The sequence below is a fragment of the Brevibacterium siliguriense genome (assembly GCF_900105315.1).
Classification (GTDB): domain Bacteria; phylum Actinomycetota; class Actinomycetes; order Actinomycetales; family Brevibacteriaceae; genus Brevibacterium; species Brevibacterium siliguriense.
In genome coordinates, this window is sequence record NZ_LT629766.1 from 1,683,497 (window position 1) to 1,696,185 (window position 12,689).

Consider the following 12,689-nt stretch of genomic DNA (forward strand, 5'->3'; position numbering starts at 1 on the left):
GATCTCTCTACGGCAAACCAAGGACCTTAAAGAACCCTGAGAACATTATTGGAGGCACTATGAGTGCTAGAGAACACCAGGCCGATGACCTGGAATTGGCAAGAGCCATGCTTGACCGGCTCACTCAACTTTTTGACGATGATATGACTCCGGCGCACGTTGTGGAGAAGCTTCCGGGCCGGATCAAGGAACTACGTGATGATATTCGTGCTTTGGAAGCTCTCGCGGCTGAGGCTGCTAAACTTGTCCCGATTCGTGGTGAGTTGTCGCCGGGTGAGGATAAGGCTGCAATGTTCCGGACGATCATGGGCGAGGTTGCGGATGGATAAGGAGCAATTCCAGAAATCGTTCGCTCACCTGTCAGCGGATGAGTTCGCTGAACTCGTGGTTGGGTTCAATGAGGATGGGCAACCGATCGCTCGTGATGCTGACGCGTTTCGGGTGTTGTGGCATATCTGATCCGCGCCGTTCCTGGGGTGCCTCTGGAAATCATTAACTACACGCGCGCGCCGTATGCCGGGTGGGTTATGTCAGTGTAGTGGACTACTATTGCTTTACCGTGTTTGGGCGGTGTCGAGTATTGAATATTGAGGAATAGATGATGAAGCCTTTTAGGATTGTCGGCGCAACTGTCGATTTGACCGAGGAGTCTCTACGTGAATTCGAGGGTGGCGGGAACGCTCGCGTGACGATTGTGTTCGGACGTAAGCTCAATTCGTTTGAGCAAAGGCGCGTTCGTTCTGAAGTTGAGAACCGCGTAAATGATGACGCGCGTGTGAACGTTTCGAGCACGAAAGCTGTTATCGAAACACGTGAGTTCGAGGCGGTTAAGTCGTTCATTGAGGCCGCGAATTCTTACTCTCAGGAGTGGACTGAGGATGCTGGCCGGGAGCTTGATCGGGTGAAGACTGAACTACAGGGCGTGCAGGATGGTCTTAAGTCTCTGGTCCGCTGGCAGAAGCCTCAGCAGCAGTTCCTGTGAGCCTCTGTGTGCCCCGTAGGGGCACTAACTAACTGAATATGTAGGTGGCCCCAGGGCTGGTCTTTTATGGCTGGTCCTGGGGCATTTCTGTACCCAAATGGAGGGGTAGTGAAGACATGCACTAAGTGCGGTGAGACTAAGCCGCTCGACGAATTTCACAAGAACAGCCGCGCCAGTAGCGGCAAGCGGCCCGACTGTAAGCAGTGCGTCAATGCAAGGAATAGAGCGTGGGAGGTCGAGCATAGGGCCGAATATCTCGCTAAGAACCGTGAGCACATTTCCGCTCGCGCCGCTGCCTACTATCGAGGCCTGGACCCTAGCGTCTTTTGGGAGCGAACCTATCGTCAGAGGGCCGTGGCGTTCGGGTTCGTGCCGGTCATGGAGGCGTTTACCCGCGATGACCTGATCACCCAATATGGGGATGTTTGTTTCCACTGCGGAGGCGAGTGGTCCGAGCTTGATCACTTCCCTGTTCCTGTGTCCCGTGGCGGTAGTCATGTGATCGAAAACGTGAAGCCCAGTTGCGGGCCTTGCAATCGACGATCATGGCGTGATGCATTGAATGATGCATCCAGTGATGCAATACTTGAGGCATGAATGATACGAAGGTCAGGATGAACCCGAGCCGTAGGCAAGCGAAGCGTCTTTCGGTGTCGCTCACTGAGCGGGACATGACGGATTTGAAGGCTGTAGAAAACAGCCCAGAACACCTGGCAGAACTGCCGGGGAACCTCACCCCGGAGTCATCAGAGGCTGCTCTGGTCCATGCGATTTTTGAAGAAGGGATGAGGGCTGTGAAGGAACGTGCGCTAGAAGAGGTCTATCGCCGGATCGGACAGGAAGAGCGGGAAGAGTCCCAGCAGAGACGCGCCCGCCTTAAGGGCCGCAATCGTGGTGGTTCGGACCTGCTGTGACGAAGATGCTGCGCGGTGAGGTTTGGAGGGCCACTGTCAGCGAAGCCGGGCCGAAATTGTGGGTGGTCGTGTCGCATAATGCCAGGAACCGTGGGTTCGATTCTGTACTGGCCGTGCGCGTGACCACTACCAATAAGAATGCTCAGCTGCCTACCGCGTTTGAAGTGCCACCAAATGAATGTATTCATGGCTGGATCATGTGTGACACTCTCACGGAGATTTGGGAGGACGATCTGGTGGAGCAGAGTGCGGTGGGTGCAGTGAGTTCGGCTGTGATGAAGCCGCTTGAATCACATTTGCTTGCCGCGCTTGGATACTGATCGATTTATGCCGGGGTGCCCTTTGTGGAGTGCCCCGGTTTTTCGTGATTCACGGGTCTGTGTCATTTGGCACAGACACTCAGGTGTCGCAAATGTGATAGCTGGGGTCCGAGAACCCACCTATTCGTATCACTCGAATGTCTCCGCTGTGAGTTCGTCCCCGTCCTCGACCGCGTAGAGAGCCATGCTCGAACGTGCGTAGAGGCGTTGTAGGGGTTTGATCGTGTCATCGTTGACCGTGAGCCGCCATGCACGGAGTTCGGGCCTGTATGACGCGCCTAGAGTCTGTAAGGCTTTCCGGGCGGCATGGAACTTGTGTGAGCGCGGCTGGTAGACGAGCGTAGCGAAGACCTCACTACCAGGGGCAGTGAGGTCTAGGCTATGACCATCTATCTCGCGCATTCACACCACATGCAGTTCGCCGGTCGGCACAAAGTCCGCATCCACACCGAAGGCACGCTGGTCCTGCCCTGTGCGATGCAGGAGCGCGGCGCAGACATTGAGGTCGAGGTGCCCGCTCATGAGCTGTAGGCGCAGATCGTGCTGAGGCACCCCGCACAGGGTGGCCAGTTCGGGAACGGTCACCCCGTGATCTTTCATGCAGGCGCGAATGTTGCCCATGAACTTCGCTACTTGCTCTCTCACTGATTCATCCATGATTACTCTCCATTGAGTGCGTTGTTGTATGCCTGTTTTGCTGTGGCGTGCTGGTCCCGTGTGGCCTTGTACATGTACACCAGGGATTCGAACACGCTGCTGTCAGTGTCACCATCCGCCGCTGCCGAGGCAATACCCCCAGCAAGATAGGTGAGCTGTGAATAAAGGCGTTCGACTTCACGGCTGTACATGAGCAGTTCGTCGGCTTTTGATTCGAGTGTGGTGGTCATTGTCATTTTTCCAATCGGACTAAAGGCTGAAGTGTGAACCCTCCTCCCAAAACCCGAGCAACCGCAGAACACCCGATATCTCTACTTCGGGGATGACTCGCAACCTCCCTGTGTTGGGAAGCTGTGAGTCATGTCCTGAGCCGCCCGTAGCCATTGGGAGACCTCCACCCGGCCCCTAGGTGGATTGTGTTCCTTTGAGCCTCAGACTTGGTTTGGGTGCAACGCTGATGAAGAACCACCCGCACGAGACCAACTAGTCTCCTGCTAGTCCCGAAAATCAGTGATGAAACGTTCTCCCAGGTGAGCGGCGAACAATGGATATTCCCGCCATCTCCACGTGTCACAGCCCCGGAGTCCGCAAGGATCCGGGGCTTTTCGCTGTCCGAAAACTCTCGGATCAGCACCGTCGATATACCGGCGAACACCCTCGCCGAGGCGGCCGGACAGTTCCGATCCAATGTTGCCGCGGTCTCGGGGAGGCTGATCATCCTCGGCCTCTTAATCAGAGTCTGGACGACTGCCAACCGTGCTGCCCAGTCCGCGGACGGCTGACCTTCCGCAGCGACGGCTGGCAACGCCTGCCTGAGAGAAGCTCACCCCGAGTCACGCTCACGGGGTCATCACTCTTCCGGCCACTCGGCCGAGCACGATCAGCCATTCGGCCGAGGTCCGGCCGACGCGAAACCGGAAAGATCGAAGACGTCAGACAGCAGCCACCCGCCGGCCGCGAACCAGCGACCGCGCACGGTGACTGCCCACTTCGATCCGACAAGGACGCCCATCACCTATGAAGAAGGCACTTATCGCCCTCGGCACCATCGTCATCATCCTCATCGCCCTCGTCGGCGGACTCATTGTCGCCGAACAGCGTGCGAAAGCCTCACTCGAGGCCGATGTCGCCGAATACCTGGACAGCTGCGCAATCACCCCCGACAGGGTGGACGTCCACGGCCGCCCCTACCTGGTCTACGCCGCACAGCACACCGCCGACCTCACCTACGTCGACCTCGAACCCGCGAAAGGAACGAACAAGGACCAGGTTCTCGTCCACCACCTCGTCGATGGCCACGCCGACAGGCTCACTCGGTTCATCACTTTCGACTACCCATCCGGCACGGTCCGACCGGTGAAGAATGCCGACGATTCCTACACCGAGGTGGCCGAGATCGACGGCGAAGAAGTGACCTTCTCCGCCCGCACCGATCCCAGCGACGACGGCACCCGCCTCGACGTGCTCGCGAACGGACGGCAGCACGCCCGTTTCACTCTGCCCCGAACCGCCGAGGTGCGCGCCGTCAGCGCCGGCGACGACGGAGTCATCGTCGAGATCGAATACGCGGACCCGAACTGCCGCTGAACCACAACAGGGCTGACTAGACTGTGAGCAAATGAGACGACTCCTCACCTGGCTGTGGCTGGTCCCGATCCCGCTGACCTTCGCACTCGAACTGCTCATCGGCAGCGGGTGGCTGTTGATCCTCGGCAATATCATCGCCGTTGCCCTCGGCCTGCCCATCCTCATTCGGGCCCAACTGCGCCCAGTCCGGTCCGCACGACCGGAGTGGGCCGTCCTCGGTCTGCTCGTCGGCCTCGCTCTGGCCGCCGTCGCCGCCACGTTGAGCCTGACAACCGTGTGGTTGAGCTTGGCTGCGTTGGCGATGCTCGCCAGAGCCGCCTCGGGCCGGCTGAGCATCCTGTCCATCGTCGTCCTCGCGGTCGCGAACGTCGTCTGCCCCCTGGTCATGGCCGACGGTGCGACCTTCGCACTCATGGTGTTGGGTCTCGTCATCGCCGCGATTGCGATCGGACTGATGCTGCGGTCGAACGATCGCACCTTGATCGAGAGGCAGGCCACCGCCGCCGAGGCAGAACGACGTCGAATCGCCACTGAACTCCACGACCTCATCGCTCACGAGGTGACCGGGATCGTCGTCCTCGCCCAAGCCGCCGGGCGCAGCGACAACCCGGATCTGAGGACGACAGCCCTGACCAAGATCGAGGAATCGGGGACCCGCGCGCTCGAGGAGATCCGTCGCCTCGTCTCCGACGCCCGCAGCGACACCCGCGCCGATGTTGCGCCGGTGAGAGCCGCCAGTGCGACCTCCGACCCCAGCTCGGCGGCGGCTTCCCGCACCCCGGTCGCCACCGGCCCGCAAGCCCTGCACGACCGGATCGCGGCGTTCGGTGAGTCCGCGACGATCACGATCGACACCCCCGCCGAGGTGGCCGCCCCGGTCTGGCCCGTCCTCGACCGTGTGCTCGTCGAATCCCTGACCAACGTGCGCCGCCACGCCGGCGCCGATGCCCCGGTGACGGTCACCGTCACGTCCGAACCCACCGACCTGACCGCTCCGGACGGCACCGAGAACTGCGTCGGCTCCGACGGTCCCACCACCCTGATCATGACCGTGGCCAACGGTCCCGGGTCAGGCGGAATCGGCGCCGGAAGCGGTACGGGACTGAACAGTCTGCGGGTGAGGGCGGGCCACCTCGGCGGGAGGGTCTCGGCGGGACCCGAACACGGGGGAGGGTGGAGCGTGGTCGCGCGACTGCCGCTCAACCCGCAGGTCAGCTATCGAACAGGGGAGAACCGATGATCAGAGTCGCCGTCGTCGACGACCAGGAGATGGTGCGAATGGGATTCTCGCTCATCCTCGACGCCGAGCCCGATATCAGTGTCATCGGACAAGCCGCCGACGGCGTCGACGCGATCGATCTGGTCAGACGCGAACAGCCCGATGTGGTCCTTCTCGATATCCGGATGCCGCGCCTCGACGGTTTGGCCGCGCTGCCGAGGTTGACTCCGTATTCGCAGGTCATCATGGTCACGACGTTCGACGATGACGACTATGTCGATGCGGCTCTCGCCGGGGGAGCCAGCGGATTCTTGCTCAAGGACGCCGGAGCCGACCTTCTGCTCGCCGGTGTCAGGGCGGCAGCGAACGGGGATGCGCTCATCTCACCAACGCTGACTCTCGACCTGCTCAGAAGACGCACCGCCGCACCTCGGCCCGAGACCGCGCATGTCGACCGCCTCAGCGACCGGGAGACCGAGATCGCGAAGCTCGTGGCCGTGGGGCGCACGAACCAGGAGATCTGTGCCGAACTCTTCATCTCACTCGGCACAGTCAAGACTCACCTGGGCAGCATTCAGACGCGACTCGATGCCCGCAACAGAGTCGAGATCGCCGCCCGAATGTGGGAATCGGGGGTCATGCACTCCCGCGACTGAGCCTGCGCACTCGTCTCCAGCTTCGCACTCGTCTCCCGCTCCGCCCTCTCCCACCTCAGGTGCGCCCACCCCGCGCTCGCCCTCCTCAGGTGCGCGTTCAACTCACTCGACCGGTCAGGGTCGGCCGAATGGCCGACCTGGTTGGTCAGTTCTCGGTCGCACGGCCGATGTGTGCCGTTCTGGTCCGAGGAAGGATTGAAGTCATGACAGAAACACAGACTCACACCTCATCGCCTCCCAAGGACCGGACCCGCATCGCCGCACTCGACGTCATCCGCGGTTTCGCCCTGTGCGGGATTCTGCTGGTCAACCTGCCACCCATCTTCGACCTCGGCGTCGAAGGTGGGGCCCTCGGCTTCTACCGCTTCTACGAAGACTTCGTGCAGAACCGGTTCTTCCCGATCTTCTCGTTCCTCTTCGGAATCGGATTCGGGCTCATGTGGCTGACCGCCCGCGACCGCAGCCCCCGACCGCGATTGGCGCTGCTGCGCAGATTCGCTTTCCTCGGAGTCCTCGGTGGCCTGCATCAGCTCCTCCAACCCGGCGAGGCCCTGTTGCCGTATGCTCTTGCCGGGATCGTCGTCCTGCTCCCGGTCACATGGATCGCCGATCGGTGGAGAAACGGCATCACAGCGGTCCTCGGAGTCATTCTGCTCGTCGCCGGAGTGGCTGCCGGGGGAGGGCTGACCCTCATTCCCGGCCTGTTCCTGCTCGGCTTCGCCATCGGCGGCAGCGGATTCATCCGCGCGGTGCTCAGGCATCCGGGGCGCGTGGCGATCGCAGGTGCCATCGCTCTGGCGATCACGATCGCCGGTTTCGCCGGCACGGACTACTTGACTCGCCAGATCAACGGGTGGATCAATGCCGGGCTGGGTCTGACCATGGCGCTGACCTATATCGTCGTCCTTCTGCTGCTCCTGCGCACCCCCGCCGAGGCGGTCCTGAAGTCCGTGTTCGCACCGCTGGGTCGGATGGCGCTGAGCAACTACCTCGGCGCGACCGTCATTCTCGTGGTCGTGCGGCTGGTCGCGCCCGACCTCGCGCGGTTCGATGAATACGGCGGGTACCTCGCCGGTCTCCTCATCTGTCTTGGAACCATCGTCGTCCAGCTCATCGTCTCGACCATGTGGCTTCGCCGCTTCGGGCAGGGTCCGCTGGAGAAGCTGTGGCGACTGGTCACCTGGGGTCGGTCGGCACGACGGGACCAGCGTCGAGACCAGCCGAATGCACTCACGAGTTCACGCGAATGACCTCTTCCTGGTACGGCGCGATGACCTCGCCGGAGATCCGCAGATCGAGGAGCAGGAAGGGCCGATCGTCGACCGGGCGGGCCTTCCACTCGTCGACGACGGCCAGATCGGACAGGGACCGCACGGCGACTCCGTGCCCGCCGGCGGCCGTCGCCAGCGCCGCGAAGTCGATCTCGTCGATGAGCATCGGCGACTTCTCCAGACCCTTGAGCCCGTACAGGTTGACCTCGGCACCGTAGGCCGCGTCGTTGAAGACCACGGCGATGCCGCGACCGCCGGCCACCCTGATCGCGGTGTCGAGGTCGGACAGCGCCATCGCTCCGCCGCCGTCTCCCGTGGTCAGCACGATGGCTGAGCCCGGGTTCGCGCGGGCTGCTCCGGCGACGCTGTGCCAGCCGAGCCCGATCGATTGGAAGGCGGTGCCGACCATCGCCAGACGGTCCGGTGCGCTGGGCTCCCAGAACATGTTCGCCCAGGCGATGAAATGTCCGCCGTCGGAGACGACGACCCGATCCTCGGGCAGAATTTCCCCGAGGCGGCTCGCCGCCGCACGCGGATCGAGTCGGCCATCCTCGGCGAGCTCCGACCCGACGACGTAGGCACGATCGGCAGCGGTGCCGACGGAATCGTGCCAGCGAGTGGTCGGCCCGTCCGGATGCCCTGCACCGGCGATGTCGCCCGCCGTGAGCCGGGCGTTGAGTTCAGCGGCAGCAAGTTTCGCATCGGCTCGGACGAAGCCGCTGATGCGAGCATTCGTGGCACGGTCGTCGGTGTCGATCTGCCACACCGTCGTCGAGGGATGGAAGAGCTCGCCGAAGCGCATGGTGAACTGGTTGAGGGAGGCACCGAAGACCACGGCCACATCTGCTTCGCGGACCCGTTCCATCGCAGCCGGGGCACCGAATCCGCCGGCGACTCCAAGGTCGTGTTCGGCGGCCGGGAAGATGTTGCGTCCCAATGCGGTCGTCACCGTCAGCGCACCCGTGATCTCGACGAGTTCACCGAGTTCGGTTTCGGCTCCGGCCAGCCAGGCACCGCGGCCGGCGAGCAGCAGAGGACGTTCGGCTGCGGCAAGATCGGCCGCGAGGCGATCGAGAGCAGCATGGGCGAACTCGCCGGTCGGAGCCATCGGCGCCGGGCGGCTGGGACCGGGAACGGCCGGAATCTCACCGATCTCCAGGGTGGCGACATCGTAGGGGATAGCCAGGACGACGGGTACCCGGTAGGTCAGCGCATGCTCGATGGCCGTCACCGTCGCAGCGGCGGCATCGACACGACCGACGGTGTAGGTGCGCACTCCCACCGCCGATGCCATCGCGATCTGATCGACATCCCACGGTCGCGGACCTGAGGTGGGTTCATCTCCGACGACGAGGACGAGGGGAACCCTGGCCTGAGCCGCCTCGGCGAGTGCGGTGAGCGTATTCGTGAACCCGGCACCATAGGTTGTGGTGGCTGCGGCGATCCGCCCGGAGGTGCGGAAGTGAGCATCGGCGGCGACGACGGCGCCGGCTTCATGCCGGACGGCGGTGTACGTTGCCGAGGTCTCACGCAGCAGGGCGTCGAGGAAGTAGGCGTTGCCGTTGCCCATGAGGCCGAAGACCTCGTCGATGTGGGCGGCAAGTGTGTGCGCGACGTGCGCGGAGGTATGAGCCATGGCTGGCCTTTCACGAATGAGATATGGAAAAGAGAGATCCCATATATGTCTCACACGCTGACTCGGCCTTCTGCGACCCGATCGGACCCTGCGGTCCAATCGACTGCCGGCCCGGCGGCTTCGTGCCCCTTTTTCGAGCACCGGCTGATGTGCGCTCGCCCTCTTCGCCGGTGAACGGCGGTGCTGAGAGCGGCTCAGCCTGACTCTTCGAATATAGGTGACTGTGGCCTGAGCCACCAAGTCGAGTGGGGCCTGTGCGCAGATCACCTCACCAAAACTACCTGACGGCGGCCCAGCAACCTCGCGCTGGAGTGGTCCCCAATAGTTGGACTGCTGTGGGGTCAGCATAGAGCGGTTACGGCCTCTGTGGCATTGGCGGTCTTGGTCCGATACTCCATCGGAGCAAGACCGCCAAGTCGTGTCGAGATCCTCTCAAAGTTATACCAGTGAATGTACTCATCGATCGCGGTCTTGAGGTCCTCGACAGTGTCGAACTTCTGCAGATAGAACATTTCAGACTTCAATTGCCCGAAGAAGTTCTCCGCGACCGCGTTATCCCAACAATTTCCCTTCCGCGACATCGACGGTGTGGCACCATACTCGGCCAAGATCGCCGCCCACGACACGTGCTGGTACTGAAACCCCTGGTCCGTGTGCACCAACGGTGCCTGACCCGGCCGAAGCCCCTGGCATGCCCTGATCAGTGACTCGTTCGTCAACGCCGTGTTCGGTGACGTCGACATCGAGTACGACACCACACTGGTATCGAAGAGATCAATGACCGGTGACAGATACAGTTTCTGATCCGCCACAGCGAATTCCGTGACGTCAGAGACCCATTTCTCATTCGGTTCCTCAGCAGTGAAGTCCCGGTTGAGGACATTGCCAGCCACACGGCCGACCGTGCCGCGGTGGGAGTTGTACCGCTTCCGGCGCACCTTGGTCTTGATCCCCATGTCCTGCATCAACCGCAGCACGGTCTTCTTCGCAATCGACAGGCCCTCTTTGACCAAGACAGTCATAATCTTGCGGTGCCCGTAGCGTTCGTTGCTGTCGGTGAAGATCTCCCGGATCCGGGCCCTCACCTGCACATACGGGTCAGGTCTCTGACCGAAGCGTTTCTGGTGATAGAAAAACGTCGACCGCGCCAACCCCGCAATGCTCAGCAGCAGTGACAGTGGGTAGTCCGCCTTGAGACTGGCAACAATGCGTGCTTTTACAGCTGCCCGTTCTGCCTCAAGGCCTTCAGTTTTTTTAAGTACGCGTTCTCCGCTTCCGCCCGCAGCAGCCGGTCTTGTAGCTGCCGGTACTCGGCCAGGCTGATGTCCTCGACCCGAGTCTTCTTCGCCATCACATCCGGCTTCGACGGTGCCGGGTCGGCATCCGGGTCCTGCCCGTGATCGATCGCGCGCATGCGAGCTGTTTTGCCCTTCCCCGATGCTTTGCGTGGGGTGAAAGCGTCCTCGCCCTTGTCTCGGTATTCCTTGACCCAGTCGAGGATCGGTCGCGATGATGCCAGGCCGAGTTCCTTGGCGAGTTCGACTTTGTGTTCACCGTCGAGGTATCGCTTCGCGGTCGCGATCTTCTGCTCTGCTGGTATGCGCCGGGGCTGGTGGGGTTCCATGAACGATATTGTTCCACGCACTAACCACCGGTCGTGGAGGAGTTTGAGTGTGGGTTTGTGGACGTCGAGCTTCGTGGCTGTCGCAGCGTATCCGTAGCCGTGGTCGAACAGTTCGATCGCGGCACGGGCTTGGACGTTGGTGATCAGACAGTCCTTGCGCATGGAGTAGTCCCTTCAAGTTGGTTTGTGTTGATCACAGTCCAACTTTCGGGGACCACTCCAGCGCGAGGTTGCTGGGCCGCCGTCAGGTAGCAATTAGCGGTTGAGGCGGTCCTTCCATGCGGCCATGACCTCGGGCGAGGTCGGTTTCGACACGAGGGACCCGACGAGGTAACCGACCAGCGAGGCGATGAGTCCCAGGTAGATGGCCGACTCGGCATAGATGCCTGAGACGATCATGACGACGATGGTGGTCACGGCACCGAGGATCATGCCGGCCATCACACCGACGATCGTGCCGCGTTTGAACACGAGACCGCCGAGGATCGGGATGAACAGGCCGGCCACCAGCAGGTTGTAGGCCACCGTGAGGGCCTCGACGACGCTGGGCATGATCATCGCGAGCACGAGCGTCACGACACCGAGAACGATGAGATAGATGCGCGAGTCGCGCACTTCGTCACCGGTCTCGCGCACCAGCGACCGTACGAGCGTCGACCGCGCACCGGAACCGGAGCCCGCAACGCCGGACGCACTCGCCGAGGCGGCCGATCCACCCGTCGCCGCGCCGACCGCGCCACCGCCGGCTGCTCCGCTTTCCGTGCCGCCGCCCGCATCAGACACGGTGTCCTTGCGGGCGAGGATCGGCTCGACGATGTCCTGGCGGCACACAGTCGAGGCGGCCATCAGCGACCCCGACGCCGTCGACATCATCGCGGCCAGAGCCGCAGCGAGCACGACTCCGGCGAGAACCGGAGACATGGAGGCATCGACGACGGCGACGAACACATCGTCCTGGACCTCGATGCCGGGCACGATCTTCGTCGCGGCCATGCCGATGAGCGCACCGGCGACCGCGTAGAGCAGGCAGTAGACGCCGGCGGAGAAACCGCCCCAGCGGGCCACAGCCGGGCTGCGCGCGGTGAACACACGCTGCCAGATGTCCTGGCCGATGAGCAGCCCGAGGGTGTAGATGAGGATGTAGCCGAGGATCGCCTGCCAGCCGATGCCCACCGGTGAGGTGTGCGTCTCAGGCAGCGAGGAGAACAGCTGACCGATGCCTCCGGACTTCGAGAGCACGAGCGGCAGCATGATGAGGAAGATGCCGATCGTCTGGATGAAGAACTGCACGAAGTCCGTCAGCGTGATCGACCACATGCCGCCGAGCATCGAATAGAGGATGACGATGCCGCCGCCGATGAGCACCGACCACACCTTACTGAGGTCGAACAGGGCGTGGAAGACCGTGGCATAGGCGACCGTTGACGTCGTCGAGATCATCAGACCGTAGGCGGTCATGATCGCTCCCGAGACGAAGCGGGAGCCCTTGCCGTAGCGGAGTTCGAGCATCTGCGAAACCGTGTAGATCTCGAGCTTCTGAATCTTCGGGGCGAAGAACAGCGAGAGGGCGATGATGCCCAAGCCGATCGAGAACACGAGCCACATTCCCGACAGGCCGGCGGTGTAGCCCAGGCCCACACCGCCGATCGTCGACGCGCCGCCGAGGACGACGGCCGACATCGTGCCGGTGTACAGCAGCCCTCCGAGGCGGCGCCCAGCGACCAGGAAGTCCTCCTGGTTATGGGCCTTGAAGCGGCCCCAGACTCCGAATCCCACCATGGCGGCGAGATAGATGATGACTACCAAAGAGTCCACAGCGACCC

The 12,689-nt window shown here is 62.3% G+C and carries 14 protein-coding genes; 8 read left to right on the top strand and 6 right to left on the bottom strand.

Annotated features, from left to right (window positions below):
- Positions 1 to 59 precede the first annotated feature (59 nt).
- The 4 genes from BLU88_RS07340 (at position 60) to BLU88_RS07355 (ending at position 2,216) form a co-directional block, all read left to right on the top strand.
- The gene (locus BLU88_RS07340) at positions 60 to 329 is read left to right on the top strand and encodes a hypothetical protein (protein ID WP_092011890.1); all 270 of its coding nucleotides are present in this window, start codon (positions 60 to 62) and stop codon (positions 327 to 329) included.
- 269 nt (positions 330 to 598) lie between these two features.
- Positions 599 to 982, top strand: coding sequence for a hypothetical protein (locus BLU88_RS07345; protein ID WP_092011893.1), 384 nt, complete (start codon positions 599 to 601; stop codon positions 980 to 982).
- 593 nt (positions 983 to 1,575) lie between these two features.
- On the top strand, positions 1,576 to 1,896 hold the full coding sequence (locus BLU88_RS07350) for a hypothetical protein (RefSeq protein WP_092011896.1): 321 nt from the start codon (positions 1,576 to 1,578) through the stop codon (positions 1,894 to 1,896).
- A gap of 5 nt (positions 1,897 to 1,901) precedes the next feature.
- On the top strand, positions 1,902 to 2,216 hold the full coding sequence (locus BLU88_RS07355) for a type II toxin-antitoxin system PemK/MazF family toxin (protein WP_231939717.1): 315 nt from the start codon (positions 1,902 to 1,904) through the stop codon (positions 2,214 to 2,216).
- Positions 2,217 to 2,618: 402 nt separating this feature from the next.
- Here BLU88_RS07355 and BLU88_RS07365 read toward each other — a convergent pair whose 3' ends face one another.
- Both BLU88_RS07365 and BLU88_RS07370 read right to left on the bottom strand, forming a co-directional pair.
- The gene (locus BLU88_RS07365) at positions 2,619 to 2,873 is read right to left on the bottom strand and encodes a hypothetical protein (protein ID WP_092011905.1); all 255 of its coding nucleotides are present in this window, start codon (positions 2,871 to 2,873) and stop codon (positions 2,619 to 2,621) included.
- Between the two features lie 2 nt (positions 2,874 to 2,875).
- Entirely contained in the window at positions 2,876 to 3,103 is a 228-nt protein-coding gene (locus BLU88_RS07370) for a hypothetical protein (protein WP_092011908.1), read from the bottom strand.
- Positions 3,104 to 3,890: 787 nt separating this feature from the next.
- On the opposite strand from BLU88_RS07370, the gene BLU88_RS07380 reads away from it, so the two are divergent.
- From BLU88_RS07380 to BLU88_RS07395, 4 genes are all read left to right on the top strand, one after another.
- Positions 3,891 to 4,460 (top strand): hypothetical protein, encoded by a 570-nt coding sequence (locus BLU88_RS07380; RefSeq protein WP_092011914.1) that lies wholly within the window; start codon positions 3,891 to 3,893, stop codon positions 4,458 to 4,460.
- 31 nt (positions 4,461 to 4,491) lie between these two features.
- Complete coding sequence (locus tag BLU88_RS07385; protein ID WP_092011917.1) at positions 4,492 to 5,700, top strand: sensor histidine kinase; 1,209 nt, start codon at positions 4,492 to 4,494, stop codon at positions 5,698 to 5,700.
- Positions 5,697 to 6,335 carry a response regulator gene (locus BLU88_RS07390; RefSeq protein WP_092011920.1) on the top strand — a complete coding sequence of 213 codons (639 nt, stop codon included), beginning with the start codon at positions 5,697 to 5,699 and terminating at the stop codon, positions 6,333 to 6,335. The genes BLU88_RS07385 and BLU88_RS07390 overlap by 4 nt, the downstream gene beginning before the upstream one ends.
- A 203-nt stretch (positions 6,336 to 6,538) precedes the next feature.
- Positions 6,539 to 7,585, top strand: coding sequence for a DUF418 domain-containing protein (locus tag BLU88_RS07395; RefSeq protein WP_167356879.1), 1,047 nt, complete (start codon positions 6,539 to 6,541; stop codon positions 7,583 to 7,585).
- On the opposite strand, the gene BLU88_RS07400 is transcribed toward BLU88_RS07395, so the two are convergent.
- From BLU88_RS07400 to BLU88_RS07415, 4 genes are all read right to left on the bottom strand, one after another.
- Positions 7,566 to 9,242, bottom strand: coding sequence for a thiamine pyrophosphate-binding protein (locus BLU88_RS07400; protein WP_092011923.1), 1,677 nt, complete (start codon positions 9,240 to 9,242; stop codon positions 7,566 to 7,568). The two genes, BLU88_RS07395 and BLU88_RS07400, sit on opposite strands and share 20 nt — an antisense overlap.
- 341 nt (positions 9,243 to 9,583) lie before the next feature.
- Positions 9,584 to 10,450, bottom strand: a complete 867-nt coding sequence (locus BLU88_RS07405; RefSeq protein ID WP_231939718.1) for an IS3 family transposase — start codon at positions 10,448 to 10,450, stop codon at positions 9,584 to 9,586.
- Positions 10,451 to 10,458: 8 nt separating this feature from the next.
- Positions 10,459 to 11,028: a helix-turn-helix domain-containing protein gene (locus BLU88_RS07410; RefSeq protein WP_092011929.1), complete on the bottom strand. Its 570-nt coding sequence runs from the start codon at positions 11,026 to 11,028 to the stop codon at positions 10,459 to 10,461.
- 93 nt (positions 11,029 to 11,121) lie between these two features.
- Positions 11,122 to 12,681, bottom strand: coding sequence for a sodium:solute symporter (locus BLU88_RS07415; protein ID WP_092011932.1), 1,560 nt, complete (start codon positions 12,679 to 12,681; stop codon positions 11,122 to 11,124).
- Between the last annotated feature and the right edge of the window lie 8 nt (positions 12,682 to 12,689).